Source organism: Candidatus Methylomirabilota bacterium, assembly GCA_035709005.1.
Classification (GTDB): Bacteria; Methylomirabilota; Methylomirabilia; order Rokubacteriales; family CSP1-6; genus 40CM-4-69-5.
Window position 1 is genome coordinate 1 of the sequence record DASTFB010000070.1, and the last position, 16,655, is coordinate 16,655.

Sequence of the window (16,655 nt, forward strand, 5' to 3'; positions counted from 1 at the left end):
CAGATCACCGGCGGCTACCTCTACGACGCGCTGGGCTTCACGCCGCTCGTGCTCATCTCGGCCGTCGTGACCGCGCTGGCCTGGCTCCTCGTCCCCCTGGTGAAGATCGACCAGATCGAGACCAAAGCCAAGGCCCAGGCGCCACCGGCGGCGGCGCGCTGACGGTCAGGCTTCGCTCGTCGGCTCCGGCTCGTGCGAGGCCAGGGCCCAGGCCCGGCGGAGCCAGGGCAACGCCAAGCCGAGCTCGGCGGGCCCGGCCACGTCCAGCTCCACCCAGCCCCGGCGCGCGAAGCGCCGGTGGGGCCGGAAGCGCCCGTCGCGGAGCGCGCGGGCCTGATCCTCCGGGCTGAGCCGGAGCCACAGGTCGCGCTGCTTGGCCCGCAGAGGAAAACAGGCGAACAGTCGGGCGCCCACGAAGTAGCCCCAGCGGCCGAACATCGGCGTGATCTTGACGCCGGGCCAGCGGCCGAGCGCGTCGTTGAGCGGTTGGGCCGGGCCGGCGCCACCCCGGCTCAAGGTGCGGCGGGTCCGCCGCCCCCGTCCCATGCCGCGGAACCGCGGGCTCATGGAAGTCGGATTCTGCCATTGACAGTGGTGCCCCCGCATGGCAATTGTTTTTCGTCTGCACGTCGAGGCCCGGCCTCGCCATCCCCGCGGCGACGAAGGAGCGGTTCGTGGGCGATTCGGCAGCTCATCGTGTGCGCTGGACGCCCGTGGAGGGGGCCGCGGAGCTGTTCACGCCGGCCTTCCTCGAGTACCTCGTCGGCCTCCACGACGAGCTTTCCCCCCGCATCCGCCAGTTGCTCGCCCGGCGCGCCGAAGCCCTGCACCAGGCGCTCGCCCGCGGCGTCATGCCTGGCCACCCGCCGCCCAGCGCGGCGACGACGGGCGACTGGAAGGTCCCGCCCGTCCCCGCGGACCTGCTCCGGCCGGGCATCGAGATCTCGGGGCCGTGTTCGATCACCTCGATGTTCATCAACGCCCTGAACCCGGGGCCCGAGGGCGAGCGCGCCGAGGGAGACCTCGACGACGACGAGGACTCGGGCGGCCACCGGCTCATCGACACCGTCCGGGCCGCCCGTAACCGCGTGGCGGCGGTCCACCGCGAGCTCTACTTCTCAGATCCCGAGCGCCGCCGGGAGTACCGGATCGCCGAGGGGGAGCTGCCCTTCTTCATGCACCGCGATCGGGGCATCCACCTTCCCGAGCCCGACGTGACGATCGACGGTCAGCCGGTGAACGCGGCCATCCTGGGCACGGCGCTCACCCTGTACTACGCCGGCCGGGCCCAGGCCGAGCGCAGCCAGGGAATCTACTTCTACCTGCCCAAGCTGGAGTTCGCCCCCGAGGCGCGCCTGTATCGCGACCTCTTCGCGGTGAGCCGCCAGCGGCTGCCCTGGCTCGCCGATGCGACCATCCGGGCCGTGGTCCTCGTCGAGTCGCTCCCCTGCGTGTACGAGATGGAGGAGATGCTGTACGAGCTGGGGCCGTACGCGGCCGGCCTCAACGCCGCGCGCTGGGATCTCAAGGCCAGCATCTTCGAATACGTCATGGCGGATCCCGGGTCGGTCTGGCCCGACCGCTTCGGCGTGGACATCAAGACGACGCCGTTTCTGGCCGACATCTTCCGCCGGCTCGTCGCCATCTGCCTCAAGCGCGGCGCCGTGCCCATCGGCGGCATGGCCACGGCCCTGCCCAGCTCCGATCCCGAGGTGAACCGCGTGGCCGGCGAGACCATCCGCGCCGACAAGGAATGGGAGGCCCGGCAAGGCTTCATCCGGGGCTGGGTCGCGCACATCTTCCACATGAAGACCGCCGCGGATCCCTTCAAGCGACTGCTGGCCAGCGGCTGGAAGCCCGGCCCCGAGATGGCGGACCCCGACCGCTACCCCGTGCGCATCGAGGTCCCCGAGGGCCCGATCACGCTCGAGGGCACGCGCCGCAACGTCCGGATGCTCGTGGAGTACGTGGAAGGGTGGCTCAACGGCCGGGGCGCGAAAGGGATCGACAGTCTGGCCGGCAAGCCCGGCATCCATCCCGCGCTCATGGAGGACCTGGCCACCGGCCGGATGTCCGTGGCCCAGATCGCCCAGCGCATCCGTCATCGCGTGCGGCCCACCGAGGGGCCGGCGGCGGTCCACGACTTCGCGCTCGTCACTCGCCTGGTCGGCGAGGAGACCGAGGACATCCTCCGGCTGACCCGACCCGATGGCGAGACGGCCGAGCGCTACCGGAAAGCGAGCAAGATCGCCATGCACTGGATCCGGAGCTATGTCGACCTGGACTTCCGCAGCCTCGGCACGTATTCCCGGGCCGAGCTCGAGCGCATCGCCGCGGAGTAGCCCCTCAGGGGAAGCGGTAGCGGGAGATGTGGAGGTGGACCCCGTGGCTGGAGGCGGGATCGACGGTGATCTCGCCGGTGCCCCGCAGGTGCTTCACGCCGGCACGCTCGCACGCCTGGGCCAGCGCCGAGAATTCCTCGGCCACGAAGGACAGCGCCACCATCCCCGCGTGCCCGCCGACCTCGTCGGCGGGCACGATCAGCAGCGTGCCCTGGCCCGCCGCCAGCAGGACGCGCCGGCCGCCGTTGGTGGTCACCTCCGATAGGGCCAGCAGCGAGGTGAAGCGGCCCGCGGTGGCCCGGGGGTCGCTGGCTCCGATGACCACGCGCTTGAGGTCGACCGGCGACGGCGGCGGCGCGGGCTCGGCATCCGGCGTCGCCAGCTCCACGAGGATTCCCGCGCAAGCCCGGGGATGGAGGAACCCGATCTGCCCGGCCAGCCCGTGACGGGGCACGCGGTCGATCAGCTCGACGCCGCGCCCGTCGAGCTCGCCCAGCACGCCGGCGGCGTCGGGCACCTCGAAGCAGAGGTGGTGCAGGCTCTCCCCGTGACGGGCCAGGTAGCGAGCCACCCCGCTGGCGGCATCGAGGGGCTCGATGAGCTCGATCTCGCTCTGACCCGCGGCCAGCAACGCCGCCCGCACGCCCTGCTCGGGGATGCTGGCTTCCTTGAGCAGGGGCAGGCCCAGCGTGTCGCGGTAGAAGCGGTAGGCCTCGGCCACGCGGCGGACCACGATGGCGACATGGTGGAGGCGGCGGACCACGAGAGCCGGCTCCTTAGCGGATGAAGGCGGCCGCCCGACCCGCCCGGGCGTCCCGGATGCGGACCCGGTGGTTCAGCAGCAGCGTCGCCGGCAGGCCGCGGGGTGAGAAATACCGCAGGGCCAGCGTCTCGTCGCACGTGGACAGCGCGCCTCCACGCGCCGCGCACTCGAAGCACACGTTGACGTAGTGCCAGACCGCTCCGTCGGGATAGCGGACAACCTGGAGCCGGGGATCGGAGTAGACGCCCACCACCCGCTTCACCGCGACGTCGAGCCCCGTCTCTTCCCGCACCTCGCGGCGCACGGCCTCGGTGACCGACTCGCCGATCTCCACGGAACCGCCGGGCAGACCCCACTGGCCGCCGTCCGAGCGTTGCTGCAGCAGCAGGCGGCCACGGCGGTCGAAGATCACCGCGGAGACGCTGGCCCGGATGCCCTTGGCGCCGGACGGATCGGGCTCGAGCGTGATCACGCGCTTACCGTAGCCGACCCGCCCGTCCGGGGCAAGCCGCCGATGACGCCCTCAGCCCTCCCGGTAGAAGAGCAGGAGCAGACCGACGGCGACGAGGGCGGCGCGCCAGAGCCAGCCCGGCGTCGAGCCCGCCTCGGGCAAGCGGAGCTCGAGCCAGCGCGCCCATCCGGCCAGCGTCCCCAGGATGCCGATCGGGGCGTGGGTCACCTCCGTGAGGAACTCGGCTTTGAGCCCGAGCATCGCGTGCGAGTGGGTCAACAGCATGGCCCCGCCGGCCGCGCACAGCACGGGAAAGACGTAGCCCCACGGGCTCAGCGGCAGGCGCGCCGTCCGGACCATCCACTCGAAGACGCTGAAGGCCACAATGAGGACGACGAAGGCACGATGCTGGAGCACGTCGGGCAGCGTCATGCTCTCCCAGAACCCGGCCGGTCCCAGCGGCCAGGCCCGCGGATCAGCGCGGAAGAACAGGAAGACGGCCATGCCGAGGAGGGCCAGCGGCCAGTGCCGGGCCCCGCGGACGCCGAGCCGTTCCAGCACGGCGAGCAGGCCCATGCTCAGCACGACCAGGCCGGCCCAGTGGTGGTTGTACTCCGACCACGCGCGCTCCACGTCGGTACGCTCGGCCGGCGGGGCCACGAGCGGCTGGGCGGTGGTTAGCAGCTCCTCGACCGGCGGGCTGGCGAGACGCGGCGTGGCCGGCCGGAACCGCTCGGCCACCTCGCCGATCGTGGCCCGCTCGGCCCGCACGTCGACGGCGGGCGGCAGCGCCGTGAGGGACGCCGCTGCGAACAGCACCGTCACGGCGATCCCGAGCTCGGCCTCGGCCGTCCGGGCCAGGCGCCGGTCGAGGCGACCGGCCGTCCGCCGCACCAGCCGGAAATTCGCACAGCCGAGCGGCAGGATGGCGACCAGGAGGAGAACCTTGGTCAGGATCATGATCCCGTAGGCCGTGCCGAGCAGAGCGCCCGGGTCGCCGACGTAGGACAGGGTGAGCAGGACGCCCGAGCCGACGAGAACGATCACCCCGGCCAGGGCCAGCGAGGAGAATCGCCGGGCGATGCGCTCGTCGCGGCCGGGGGGCGCATCGGCGGCGCCCCAGGCATGGCGGACGAGGTAGCCGAGGCCGCCCACCCAGGTCGTCACGGCGAGCAGATGCACGGCATCCAGAATGAGCAGGACGCCGCGGCCCTCGGCACGGGCCGCCGCGTGGCTCAGCACCGCGCCCGATGCGGCCAGCGCGACCGCGAGCCCGCCCAGCGCCGCCCAGGCCGGCACGCCGCCGGGGCGGCTGGCCAGACGCGCGGCGGTGAGCCCGAGGCCGAGCGCCAGCCCGATGCGCGCCACCGCCCCCCCGGCGAAGGGCGCGCCAAGAAAGGCCCCGAGCGGTAGCGCCTGCAGGCGCGCCGCGAGATCGGCCAGCGCGACCGCCATGACCGCCGCCTGCGCCAGCGCCACGAGGACCGCCGCCAGGGCGACCGATCGCAGCGCCCGAGCGACGTGCGCGTCAGGCTTGGTGTGTGGCGTGGCGCCGAGGACGACGCCGACCCAGGCCACGCCGCCCGCCGCCAGACAGGTGAAGACGAGCAACAGACCGCGCAGGATAACGTCGGCGAAGCCGGCCATGAACCGCCGTCAGGGGCCGACGCGAAACGCGAACGCCCCGCTCACCACGTGGCCGTCCGCGGACATCACCACCCACTCCACTCGCCAGGAGCCCGGTCCCAGGGCCGGCGCGGACACCTGCAGGCGGTCGGACGGCCCGCCGGGGCTGATCGCCAGCGTCCGGGCCGCTCCCCGCCCGTCGACCAGGCGCACACGACAGAGCCGCTTTTCCACGCGGTTGTTGAACACCAGCTCGATCACCGACGGGGGATTCGCCGTCTGCGCACCGGCCGGCGGCGAGGACTCCAGCAACAGCGAATGGCCGGCGGCAGCGGCGGGCAGGACGAGCCACAGCGCGCCGGCGAGCAGCGCGGCGGCCGGCGTCACCGCCAGTCGTCGAGCACCAGGTGTGTGGGGTCCTCGTAATCCTCCTGGCGGCCCCGCTGCATGCGCACCATCGTGAAGTCGACCTGGTACCCCGCCCGGAGCAGCGCGCTGTACGCGGTGGTGTAGCGCGTGTAGACGGGCAGGATGACGCGCTGGAGCCCCAGCTCGTGCCCCTGCTCCTCGAGGGCGGAGATGAACTGCTCGAGGAGCTCGACGCGCCTCTGCTGGGGATCGATGGCCAGATACTTGACGTAGAGCGCGCCCATGGGGGCCTCGCTCACGCCCGGGGTGTGGTAGATCGCGAAGCCGAGCACATCCCGCCCGCGCTCGAGCAGCAGGGTGTCGCCCAGGGCCAGGCCGTCGACGATCTCCACTTCCTTGGCCACGTCCAGACCCCGACAGATCGCGGTGGTGATACGGTGCAGCCGGGGCAGCACCGCCTTCTTCTTGGCCTCCTCGAGCGTGGAGAAGCGCCGGACCGACAGCGGGAGCTTCACCGCCCGGAGCAACGGGGGCCGCCCGTTGTGCTGGTCGAGGGCCCGGCTGGTCACCGCGGCCAGAGCCTTGGGCCGGAACCCCAGCTTGTGGTAGAGCGCGAGGTGCTTGGGGCTCGTGGGGTAGGTCACACAGCCCTGCAGCGCCGTCTTGTTCTCGTCGAAGAAGTCGAGCACCGCCTGGATGAGCTGCTGGCCGATCCTCTGGTTCTGGTAGTTGGTCAGGACGGCGACCGGCCCCAGGATCCCCACGCTGCCCCAGGTAACCCCGAGCGCGGCGCCGACGAGCTTGGTGCGGTCCTCCTCGGCCACGAAGCAGCCCCACGGCTCCATGAGCCAGCGGTGGTGCACGTACTGGGCGCCGCTGAAGGGTTGGCGCGGCCGCGTGCCGAGCTGCCGCTCCAGGAAGTCGCCGAACGTCTGGTCGATGACGTCGCGGACCCGGGAGAGATCCCCTTTGCGGACACGCCGGACGTGGACCTTGGTGAACCGCCCCTGAGAATCCGCGCCCAGCCGATCGACGGTGGCCCTCACGCGGAGACACCCGCGAGATCTTCGAGCAGGGTGATCACCGCGGAGTGGTCGAGCTGCCCCCGCCCCTTGACCCGGAGCGCGTTGAAAAGCTCCTGGACCACGGCGGTGGCGGGAAGCGGCACACCCAGCGCGCGCGCCGATTCCATGATGAGCCCGAGATCCTTGTAGTGCAGGTCCACCTTGAATCCCGGCCGGTAGCTGTTCTGGACGTAGTTCGGCGTCTTCTGGTCCAGGGCCCGCGAGCCCGCCAGACCACCGGCCAGCGCCTTGAGGGTCAGCTCGCGGTCCAGGCCGGCCTTCTTGGCGAGCGTCAGCGCCTCCCCCAGGGCCGTCAGGTTCATGGCCACGATGATCTGGTTGGCGAGCTTGGTGAAGCCGCCGAAGCCGAGCGGCCCCAGATACGTGATGGTCTTGCCCATCGTCGACAAGACGGGCAGCACCTGGTCGAACACGGCCTTGTCGCCGCCCACCATGACGGACAGCACGCCGTCGATGGCGCCCTTCTCGCCCCCGGAGACCGGCGCATCCAGCATGCGCACGCCCTTGCTCTCCAGCGTCTTGCCGACGTGCTGGGACACGATGGGCGAGATCGTCGACATGTCGATGAAGATCAGCCCCCGGCGCGCGCCCTCGGCGATCCCGTCCTTGCCCAGGGCGACCAGCTCCACGTCCGGCGAGTTCGGCAGCATCGTGATGAGCACGTCGACCTGCCCGGCCACTTCCCGCGGCGAGCCGGCAGCCTTGGCCCCGGCCTCCACCAGCTCATCCACCGGACCCCGGCTCCGGCTGTGGACAACCAGTGGGTAACCAGCTTTGAGAAGATTTCGGGCCATGGGGCGCCCCATGATACCGAGGCCAATAAATCCAATAACTTGCGGCATGCGACTCCCCAGAGGCAAGGTGGTGGAACGCGCCGTTAGTACCACATGGGGATACGGCGAATCAAGGCCTAATCCGGCGCGTAGCGCCGGGGGGGCCCCCGCTTACCGGCCCTTCGTCCCCCACAGATCCCGGGCCAGCCAGTCCAGCCCGAGGTCCTTCAGAGTCTGGGGAAGCGGCCTCCCGGTCTTGCGGTCGTAGCCGACCTTGCCGTACCACGTCTCGAGCATCTTCTCCCACTGCTCCCCGATCGCCTGGCCCTTGGCCGGGCCGTCGTGGGGAGTGGAGCCGTAGCGCACGGACGGGCACTCCTTGTCGACGCCGATGCCGCAGCGCAGGCGGACCGCTCGGAAGATCGCGGCCGTGCGACGACCGAAGCGCATCGCCTCGTCGGGCGTGTACGGCCAGCCGGTCGCCGCGCTGAGCGCGCGGGCGAGGTTCTCCAGCCGCGTACGCCCGGTGAAGATACAGATGCCCAGAGAGTCCTCGAAGTGGCGGCGGCCCCGGATGCCGGCGACCTGGGTGGCCACCTCTTCGCCGTTGAAGGGATTGATGCGCGTAGGCAGGCCCAGCTCGGCCACGTGCACGGGCACGCCGGACTCCAGCGTGCCGGTGGAGCCCGTGCAGGTGTCGAGCATCTCGTCCCAGCGCCCACGGTGGTCGTGCCCGCGCGGGGAGGCGCCCTGCGCGGTATAGATGGCGGCGTCCCGGGCCGCGCCGCCCAACCGCTCGGACGCCACCTTCACGCCCTCGGCCAGCACGTCGCCAAAGCCCTCACGCTTGACCAGCATTTGTAAGAGTTGGTTCGCCCCCTTGATATCGCCCCACTTCAGCTCGAAGCCCAGCTGATCCCTGGTGATGAGCCCGCGCTCCTGGCACTCCATCACCCAGCCGCACAGCCAGCCGAACTCGTTCACGTCGACGCAGGCCCGGTCGAGCTGGGTGTTGAGCCAGGAGATGCCCTGCTGATCGGTGGCCCCGATAGTCCAGCCCGCCCCCGACCAGCCCTCGTACTCCGGCTCGTCCACGATGGCGCCCTTGAAGTCGCCGCTGCGGATGACCTGCATGTGGCAGTGATGCATGCCGCAGGCGTTGCACTGGTGGCCGCGGTGATCGAAGCCCTCGCGCAGCTTGGGCGCCTCCCACCGACTCAGGTCGTCATAGGGCACGTTGGTGGTGTAGTTCTTGATCGGCAGCACGCCGAGCTTCCCCAGGTTCACGACGCCGGGCAGCGTCCCGTACTCGTACAGCGACTTGGCCGACGGGTCGGTCTTGAGGTCGTGGGCGATGTCGTCGGCGGCCTGCACCACGCCGCGATAGTCGGCGGCCCGCAGGGCCCGCGTGCCTTTCACGATGGCCACGGCCCGGAGGCGCTTGACGCCCATGACGGCGCCGCAGCCGTTCTTGGAGGCCACGTGGCCGTAGTCGCCGTGGATGGCGGCGAAGCGCACGAGTTTCTCGCCGGCCACGCCGGAGGTGTACACGGACAGCTGGTGGCCGGTGAGCCCCAGCATGCGGCCCAGCGCGTCCTGGGTCTCCCAGGTGTCCAGGCCCAGCAGCGGCTTGGCGTCCCGCAGCTCGATCACCTCGTCGTCGATGTAGAGGTAGACCCAGTCCTTGGACTGGCCCTGGATCACGATGGCGTCGTAACCGCAGTACTTGAGGTTGGTGCCGAAGAAGCCGTTGGCCTGAGTCGAGGTGGGCCCGTTCGTCATGGCTCCGATGGTCACGACGGTGAGGCCGCCCGTCCCCCACACCGGCAGCCCGGCCAGCGGGCCCGTGGCCAGGACGAGGCGATTGTCGGGATGGTCCCACGACACGTTGCCCTTGCCGCCTCTGGTGCCGGTTTCCCGGTAGAGGATCAGCGCGCCCAGGCCGGCGCCGCCCAGCCAGTCGCGCATCTCCTGAGGACTCCAGGGCTCGGCCCAGCACTTCTTCTTGGTCAGATCGACCCGGAGGAGCTGGCCGGCGTAGGCGCCGGGCAGGCGGGTCGTGGATGCTGCCGTCTTGCTCCGTGGTGCCGCGCTCGTCGTCATCGGGGTCACACCGCCACCGGGGTGGTGCCGGGCGCCCTGGACGGGCGTCCAAGCACGGTTTCGTCGAGCAGCCGTCGCGTCGTCCCGGACGCGATGTAGGCCGACTTGATGTCGAAGGGGTTACGCCGGAGCGCGTCCTTGAAGTGGCCGAGCGCCGTCTGAGTCTGCACCAGGCCCTTGAGCATGCCCACGTCGTTCGTGGTCCAGATGTCGCGGGACGGCCCCAGGATGATGGCGCCCACGAGGTGATCGCCACGCCACAGCAGCTTGCGGTAGGCCGGCCGGTCCGGCCTGAGCCCGACCATCGCCTCGGCGCCCTCGTCGTCCCAGGCACCGAAGGACGCGATGTCGAGGTGGCAGACCTCGACGATGTTCATGAGCAGGCTGCCCGGGTAGCGGACGTCCTTGCCCGCCATGTTGGCGCCGGCCACGCGCCCGTGCTCCTGCGCCGTCGGCTCGATGGCGTGCAGCGCCGGCGCCCCGGACACGCGATCGGGTCCCTCGGCCACGTCGCCGGCGGCGTAGACATTGGGCACGCTGGCCCGGAGATGGTCATCGACCAGGATGCCCTGCTCGATCTTGATGCCGGAATCCTTGAGCCAGTCGAGGTTCGTCCGGATCCCCGTGGCCATGATCACGACGTCGGCCTGGATGTCGGGGCCCCTGGCGAAGCGCAGCCGCTTGCGGCCCTTCGCCTCCTCGATCCGCGTCAACGTGGCGCCGGCGCGGACGGTGACGCCGTGCCGGCGCAGCCAGCCCTCCACGAGCTCGGCGCCCTTGGCGTCGACCATGCGAGGCAGGATGCGCGGGGCGATCTCCACGATCGTCAGTGTGGCGCCCAGGGCCAGGATGGAGTTGAGGATGGTGAAGGCGATGAATCCGGCTCCCACCATGACCACGTGGCTGCCCGGCCGGATGTCGGCGATCAGGGCCCGGCACTGGTCCAGCGTCCAGAACGAGTGGACGCCGGGCAGGTCGGCGCCCGGCACCGGGGCCTTCACCGGCGACGAGCCCGTGGCGATCAGGCAGTCGTCATACTCCACGCTGGTGCCGTCGTCCAGGGTGCACGCGTTGGCCGCCGTGCCGAGCTTGACGGCGCGCCGGCCCAGGTGCGTCTTCACGCCCCACTGGGCCAGCACGGCCGCGGCCGCCGTGAAGACATGGGACTCGGCGATGGAGCGGTCCAGATAGTACGGGAGCACCATGCGGGAGTAGGGCTTCTCGACGCTGACCAGCGTGATCTCCGAGCGCTCGCGTTCTTCCTCGCGGATCGTTCGCATCGCGTTCATGCCGGCCGTGCCGCCGCCGATGATCAGATGACGCGCCGGCATCAGCGCGCCTCCGCCAGGACGCGGCCCATCCGCTCGGCGGCGAAGTCGCCGAGCCAGTCGGCCGTGGGCACGTCCTCGTAGAGGATGGCCGCGGTGGGGCAGGCGTGGACGCAGGCGGGGTCGCCGCCGCAGAGGTTGCACTTGAAGGCTTTCCGGGTGCCGGGGTCGTAGAACATGGTGCCGTAGGGGCAGGCGATCGTGCACAGCTTGCATCCAACGCAGAGGTCGTCCACGACGTCCTTCGCCCCGGCGGCGTTGATCGTGATGGCGCCGACCGGACACGCCGTCATGCACCAGCCCTCGGCGCACTGCGTGCAAGTGTACGGCGCGTAGGAGGTGTGGCGTTCGAACGGGGACACGCGGATGACCGACTTGGCCGGCTGGTACGTCCCGGTTTGCATGTACGAGCACGCCAGTTCGCAGCGGAGGCAGCCGGTGCAGCGCTCCGGGATGATTCGAAGGACGCTCATCGCTTCTTTCGGGCCTTCCCCTTGCCGCCGCCCTCCAGCCGCTCGATGAACTCGTCGAGGGGGATGGCGGCCATCGTCATGCCGGCGGCCCCGCCCCGCGCGCCCACTTCGACGGACACACGCGAGATGGTGGCGTTGTCCGCCGCCTCGATGACGGTGACGAAATCGTAGGGGCCGAGGACGGCGTACTGGGCCAGCACCCGCGCGCCCATACGCTCGACGTCGGCGTTGACCTTGCGAATCCAGCCGGGACGCTCCCGCACGACCTTGCGGCCCGACTCCGAGAGCGTGCTCAGCATGATGTAGAGGCTCACGGCTGGATCTCCTTTCGCAGCGGCCGGTAGTATAACACCGTCCCCTCCGATCACACGGGCGCGTCTTGGCTCGAGGCGCGCAGGAAGTCGTAGACCGACGAAAAGTCCTTGCGCCCGTAGCCGTGGGAGGAGGCCAGCCGCAGCAGCAGCTGGGCGGCCGGCGCCACGGCCACCGGCACCCGCAGCTCGCGGGCGGCGTTGACGGCCAGGCCCAGGTCCTTGGCCATGAGATCCGTCATGAATCCCGGAGCGTAATCGCGGTTGGCCGCCGCCTGCTCCACCATGCCTGGCACGGGATGGCCGTGCTCCATCACCCAGGTGTTCCCCGACGACCTGGCGATGACCTGGGTCAGGATGCGCGGATCGACGCCGAACCCTTCCGCGATGCGGAACGCCTCGCTCACCGCCACCATGGCCACGCCGGCGATGAGATTGTTGCAGAGCTTGGCCACCTCGCCGGAGCCCACCGCGCCGACGTGGATGATCGTGCTGCCCATGGCGGCCAGGGCCGGGCGGGCCTCCTCGAGATCCATGGGATCGCCACCGACCATGATGGTCAGCGTGCCGGCCACCGCCCGCGGGACCGCGCCCGAGACCGGCGCATCGAGGAACCGCACGCCGGCCGAGCGCAGCCGGACGGCCACCCGGCGGGACACCGCGGGATCGATCGTCGACATGTCCACGCAGAGCCGGCCGCGCGCCACGCCCTCGAGCACGCCGGCGGGACCCAGGTAGGCCGCCTCCACGTGCGAGGACGACGGCAGCATCGTCACGACGAGCTGTCCCTGCTTGGCCGCTTCGGCCGCCGAGCCCGCCGCGGTGGCGCCCAGCGCGACGGCGGCTTGCAGCGCCGCGGGCGCCACGTCGTAGGCGGTGACCGAGAAGCCGCGGGCCAGCAGGTTCTTGACCATCGGCTGCCCCATGGTGCCGGTCCCGATGAAGCCGATCTTCATGACGGCCTCCTTTTGTAGCGGGGTCCGCGAGCCCGGTTCGACGCGTGGGTGGCCTGCCCGAGGTGCGTGTGGCTCCGTCTCGTCGTGTCAGCCGTTCGCGTCACTCTGCCCCCCTGTTATGGCTTCAGGACCATCTGGGTCTGGATCGTGATTGACAGCAAGCGCCCGGCTCCGTCCGTGACGCGCGTCTGCCACACCATCGTGGTGCGGCCCCGGTGCAGCGGCGTGCTCTCCGCCCGCACCACGCCGTGTTGCCCGGCGGCGAAGAAGTTGGTCTTGGACTCCAGGGTCGCCGTCGACGCCCCCGGCGGCAGATTGAGCATGGTGGCGGTGGCCCCCGCGACATCGGCGAGGGTCATCAGGGTGCCCCCGTGCAGCCGCCCGCCCACCGTGCGCAGCTCGTCGCGGATGGCGAGCTCGGCCACCACCCGGTCGGGCAGCGCTTCCACGAAGCGGATTCCGAGCAGCTCGCTCAGCGTGCCCCGGTGCCGTTCGTCGAGCGCCGTCGGATCGATCGTCACGGTTCCCTCCTCACCGGAACCCCGGCCTGTAATGCTCCGGTGCTCGCCGGCGTCGTGCCGAGCCACTGCTCATCGGCGTCGCCCGTATGGTCATCGTCGGCGCGCTGCTCCTGCTCGCCGCCCGCACCTTGAATTGGACGAGTTGGACTCGCCCGTGTCACACCTCGCGCGAAATGGGGGGGTCTGGAGGGGGCGCGTCTCGTGCCTCCTCCAGGCTAAGAATCAGGTCTGAAGGGGGCCTCTGCCCCCTCTGGCTCGATCGGTCGCGAGACGGCCCGGCTGAAGCAGCAGTTGGGGACCACGCTGGAGTGCTTGCCCGGCCCGCCGGCGACCACCACCAGCACGTCCTCCGGCCCGGGGACACGCGGCGGCCGGACATCGTCGTCGCGGAGAGCCATCATCCACGGGGGCCAGTCCTGGGCCCCCCACATGCCCCCGAGCTTCAGCGTCTTGAGTGGCAGCCGCGCGTGCTCGTACACGAAACGCTGGACGTCGGCTCGTCCCAGGCCCTCGGCGGCGATGGTCTGCGCGTGCTCGGGACCCAGGACGACGAGCAGCTGGCTCTGGGCCAGGTACCAGCCCACGTTGGAACCCAGCGTGACGGCGGTGTGGGCGACGGTGGCCAGGATGCCCGCCGCCGTCGTCGACACGTGGTCGTTGATGTTGTGGGGAGCCTCACCACCATACACCGTGACGACGTCGCCGGCGGCCAACGGTTCCCACGGCGAGGCAGCCTCGTTCTCGGCGATGCAGTAACTGAACTTGGCGGGACTGCCCTGGGTCGCCATGTCGTGACGACCCGGCCAGGCGCCACCGACGTTCATGAGGATCAGGCGGATGGCCCGTCCGATCGTCGCGTTGGCCCGAAAGCCCGGCCCGAAGCAACCGCTGCCGGCGTGCAGGCCGATCTCGCGCGCGTAGGGTCCGTTGACCACGAGCAGGGGCGCCACCGGATGCGTGGTGGCCTGCACGCCGTAGAGATTGAAGGCCGGATCCAGCATGGCCTCCACGGCGGCCACGATGACGGGCAGGTGCTCGGGCCGGCACCCGGCCATCACCGCGTTGACGGCGAGCGCCTGCAGGGTGGCTTCATGCCAGAGCGGCGGCATGGGACCCAATGAGCGGTCGGCGGGAGCGCCGCCCAGCATGGCCCGCACGCGGTCCTCGGTGGGAGGCACGATAGGCAGCCCATCGCACCAGCCCCGCTCGACGAACGCCTCCAGCAGCGCCTCGGGCGTGTCGTCGACGTCGAGCGTGGCCGCCGACGGCGCCATCAGCGCTCACCGAGCAGGCTGAGCAGCTGCTCCACGGCCTGCTGAGCGCGGCGGACGATGGCCTCGGGCCGTTCGCCGCCCAGCGGGTGCTCCACGACCAGCAGGGGCAGGCCGGCCACGCCCCGGGCGGCGAGCTGGCGGACGGCGACCTCCTGAAACGCGGTGGTGGCGATCAGCGCGGACGCGGTTCCGGCCCTGGCCAGCTCGAGGGCGTCGTGGAGACTCCACGACGTGCAGGACCCTCAGTCCGCGGAGCCGGCGAAGACGACATCGCAGGCTTTGGCCAGCTCGACCACCAGCTCCGCGGGCGCCGGCGACGAGCAGTTCGCCTTGCGCCGGTGGACGACGGCCTTGACGCCGTGCCGCTCGCGCAGGAGGCGACCGAGCTCCGTGACCAGGCGGTCGAAGTTCGGCTTGGTGTTGTCGAGAAAGCCCACGGTGAGGTTGCCGAAGTCGCCGGGCAGCGGAGGCACGCTCACCCGTTCGCTCGCTTCGACCCCCACTGGACTCAACACCCGGATGCGTGGCATGGGCACCTCCTGGCGTCCTGATGAGCGCAACGCGTCATTGTACTCCGCGGCGAGGCAGCCCGGTGGAGCGCGCCAGCAGCCGTCCCAGCGTGACGTGCAGCTCCGTGAGGATGGAGCGCTTGACCCGGACAGTGACGGCTTCCACCGGCTCGGCGCTGCCCACGCGATGGATCACCAGGGTCCCCGTGAACTCGTCGGCCCGCTCGTCCACCGCGGCCAGGCCCCGCAGCGTGAGGACTTCCCACGTCTCGCTCATGAGCGGTATGGTACCCCACGTGACGTCAGGCGGATCGCGATGACGGTCGTCGCTCTCGACGTCGGCACCTCGTCCGTGCGCGCCAGCGTGTACGACGAGACGGGACAGGTGGTGGGCGGGCGCGTGCATCGGGTCACGCTGGCGCCGACGCTGACGCCCGACGGCGGGGTCGAGCACGATCCCCGGCGCCTGCTGAGCGCGGTCATCGCCTGTCTGGACGCGGTGGTGGCGGGGCCGCGGGCGCCCGACGTCGCCGCCGTCGGGATCGCCACCTTCTGGCACGGCCTCCTCGGCTTCGACGCGACCGGCCGTCCGCTCACTCCCATCTACATGTGGGCCGACACCCGCAGCGCCCCCGACGCGTCGCTCCTGCGCCAGGCCCTGGACGAGACGGCGCTCCACGCGCGGACGGGGTGCCACCTGCATGCCTCCTACTGGCCGGCCAAGCTGCGCTGGCTGACCCGCGAGCGCGCCGCCGAAGTCCTGCGCGTCGTCCGCTGGGGATCGTTCGGCGAGTACCTCGACCTGAGCCTCTTCGGCGCGGCCGCCACCAGCATCTCGATGGCCTCGGGCACCGGGCTGTTCGATCTGGAGGGATTGCGCTGGGACGTCGAGGCCCTGGCGGCGGCCGGCCTGGAGCCGGACCGGCTGTTCCCGCTCTGCGATCGCCGGGACGGCCGCCGGGGGCTGCTCCCCGAGTGGTCACGTCGCTGGCCGGGCCTGCGGGGCGCCGCCTGGTTCCCGGCGGTGGGCGACGGCGCCGCCAGCAATATCGGCTCAGGCTGCGTCGAGCCCAGCCGCATGACCCTCAACCTCGGCACCTCGGCCGCGCTCCGGGTGACCACGAGGGCGACGGCGACGGCACCCCCGGGCCTCTGGCGCTATCGCCTGGACCGGCGCCTGGGCATGGTGGGGGGCGCCCTGTCGGAGGGCGGCAACGTGTACGAGTGGTGCCGCGAGGTGCTCCGGCTGCCGGACGACGCCGAGACCGAGCGCGCCCTCGCCGCCGGCCAGCCCGATCGCCACGGCCTCACCGTGTTGCCGCTGCTCGCCGGCGAGCGCGCACCAGGGTGGCGCGACGATCGGCGCGCGACCGTGGCCGGGCTCGGGCGCGAAACGACCGCGTTGCAGATCCTGCGCGCGTGGCTGGAGGCCGTGGCGCTGCGGCTGTCGCTCGTATACGGGCTGCTGCGCCCGCACGCCGCCGAACCGCATGTGATCGTCGCCTCGGGCGGGGCGCTGGCGCGCTCGCCCGCGTGGACCCAGATCATCGCCGATGCTCTGGGCCACCCCGTCCTGGTCGCCCGCGATCACGAGATGACGAGCCGGGGCGCCGCCCTCCTCGCGCTGGAGGCCCTGGGCCGCCTGTCCGATTTGGACGGTCTGGCCGTCCCGCCGGGCGAGACGTTCCACCCGGACGCGGCCCGCCACGCCCGCCTGCGCCGGGCGCTCGAGCGCCAGCGCCGGCTCGACGCCACGCTGGGCTGATCGCCG

The 16,655-nt window shown here is 71.4% G+C and carries 18 protein-coding genes; 2 read left to right on the forward strand and 16 right to left on the reverse strand.

Annotation, left to right across the window (positions count from 1 at the left end; all coding sequences use genetic code 11):
* Positions 1 to 165: 165 nt before the first annotated feature.
* Positions 166 to 567, reverse strand: a complete 402-nt coding sequence (locus VFR64_10625; GenBank protein ID HET9490192.1) for a luciferase family protein — start codon at positions 565 to 567, stop codon at positions 166 to 168.
* A 107-nt stretch (positions 568 to 674) separates the two neighbouring features.
* Here VFR64_10625 and VFR64_10630 point away from each other — a divergent pair, with 107 nt between their 5' ends.
* A complete protein-coding gene (locus tag VFR64_10630; protein ID HET9490193.1) occupies positions 675 to 2,342 on the forward strand; it encodes a hypothetical protein in 1,668 nt (555 codons plus the stop codon).
* Between the two features lie 4 nt (positions 2,343 to 2,346).
* Here VFR64_10630 and VFR64_10635 read toward each other — a convergent pair whose 3' ends face one another.
* The 15 genes from VFR64_10635 to VFR64_10705 all read right to left on the reverse strand — a co-directional run bounded on the left by VFR64_10635 (position 2,347) and on the right by VFR64_10705 (position 15,161).
* Positions 2,347 to 3,105, reverse strand: coding sequence for a VOC family protein (locus VFR64_10635; GenBank protein ID HET9490194.1), 759 nt, complete (start codon positions 3,103 to 3,105; stop codon positions 2,347 to 2,349).
* 13 nt (positions 3,106 to 3,118) lie between these two features.
* Entirely contained in the window at positions 3,119 to 3,577 is a 459-nt protein-coding gene (locus VFR64_10640; protein ID HET9490195.1) for an NUDIX domain-containing protein, read from the reverse strand.
* A 51-nt stretch (positions 3,578 to 3,628) separates the two neighbouring features.
* On the reverse strand, positions 3,629 to 5,203 hold the full coding sequence (locus tag VFR64_10645; GenBank protein ID HET9490196.1) for a CopD family protein: 1,575 nt from the start codon (positions 5,201 to 5,203) through the stop codon (positions 3,629 to 3,631).
* Between the two features lie 9 nt (positions 5,204 to 5,212).
* Positions 5,213 to 5,569, reverse strand: a complete 357-nt coding sequence (locus VFR64_10650) for a copper resistance CopC family protein (GenBank protein HET9490197.1) — start codon at positions 5,567 to 5,569, stop codon at positions 5,213 to 5,215.
* The gene (locus tag VFR64_10655) at positions 5,566 to 6,597 is read right to left on the reverse strand and encodes a GNAT family N-acetyltransferase (protein ID HET9490198.1); all 1,032 of its coding nucleotides are present in this window, start codon (positions 6,595 to 6,597) and stop codon (positions 5,566 to 5,568) included. The genes VFR64_10650 and VFR64_10655 overlap by 4 nt, the downstream gene beginning before the upstream one ends.
* Positions 6,594 to 7,478, reverse strand: coding sequence for a 2-hydroxy-3-oxopropionate reductase (locus VFR64_10660; protein HET9490199.1), 885 nt, complete (start codon positions 7,476 to 7,478; stop codon positions 6,594 to 6,596). Before VFR64_10660 ends, VFR64_10655 begins: the two co-directional genes overlap by 4 nt.
* 102 nt (positions 7,479 to 7,580) lie before the next feature.
* The gene (locus tag VFR64_10665) at positions 7,581 to 9,512 is read right to left on the reverse strand and encodes an aldehyde ferredoxin oxidoreductase C-terminal domain-containing protein (GenBank protein HET9490200.1); all 1,932 of its coding nucleotides are present in this window, start codon (positions 9,510 to 9,512) and stop codon (positions 7,581 to 7,583) included.
* 5 nt (positions 9,513 to 9,517) lie between these two features.
* A complete protein-coding gene (locus VFR64_10670; protein ID HET9490201.1) occupies positions 9,518 to 10,843 on the reverse strand; it encodes an FAD-dependent oxidoreductase in 1,326 nt (441 codons plus the stop codon).
* Positions 10,843 to 11,313 (reverse strand): 4Fe-4S dicluster domain-containing protein, encoded by a 471-nt coding sequence (locus VFR64_10675; GenBank protein HET9490202.1) that lies wholly within the window; start codon positions 11,311 to 11,313, stop codon positions 10,843 to 10,845. Before VFR64_10675 ends, VFR64_10670 begins: the two co-directional genes overlap by 1 nt.
* Positions 11,310 to 11,627: a GYD domain-containing protein gene (locus tag VFR64_10680; protein ID HET9490203.1), complete on the reverse strand. Its 318-nt coding sequence runs from the start codon at positions 11,625 to 11,627 to the stop codon at positions 11,310 to 11,312. Before VFR64_10680 ends, VFR64_10675 begins: the two co-directional genes overlap by 4 nt.
* A 50-nt stretch (positions 11,628 to 11,677) precedes the next feature.
* Positions 11,678 to 12,580, reverse strand: coding sequence for a 3-hydroxyisobutyrate dehydrogenase (gene mmsB, locus VFR64_10685; protein ID HET9490204.1), 903 nt, complete (start codon positions 12,578 to 12,580; stop codon positions 11,678 to 11,680).
* A 116-nt stretch (positions 12,581 to 12,696) separates the two neighbouring features.
* Complete coding sequence (locus VFR64_10690; protein ID HET9490205.1) at positions 12,697 to 13,101, reverse strand: PaaI family thioesterase; 405 nt, start codon at positions 13,099 to 13,101, stop codon at positions 12,697 to 12,699.
* A 215-nt stretch (positions 13,102 to 13,316) separates the two neighbouring features.
* Positions 13,317 to 14,375, reverse strand: a complete 1,059-nt coding sequence (locus VFR64_10695) for a hypothetical protein (protein HET9490206.1) — start codon at positions 14,373 to 14,375, stop codon at positions 13,317 to 13,319.
* A gap of 242 nt (positions 14,376 to 14,617) precedes the next feature.
* Positions 14,618 to 14,905: a hypothetical protein gene (locus VFR64_10700; GenBank protein ID HET9490207.1), complete on the reverse strand. Its 288-nt coding sequence runs from the start codon at positions 14,903 to 14,905 to the stop codon at positions 14,618 to 14,620.
* A 34-nt stretch (positions 14,906 to 14,939) separates the two neighbouring features.
* Positions 14,940 to 15,161, reverse strand: a complete 222-nt coding sequence (locus VFR64_10705; GenBank protein ID HET9490208.1) for a hypothetical protein — start codon at positions 15,159 to 15,161, stop codon at positions 14,940 to 14,942.
* 39 nt (positions 15,162 to 15,200) lie between these two features.
* Here VFR64_10705 and VFR64_10710 point away from each other — a divergent pair, with 39 nt between their 5' ends.
* Complete coding sequence (locus VFR64_10710; GenBank protein HET9490209.1) at positions 15,201 to 16,649, forward strand: gluconokinase; 1,449 nt, start codon at positions 15,201 to 15,203, stop codon at positions 16,647 to 16,649.
* Positions 16,650 to 16,655: the final 6 nt, after the last annotated feature.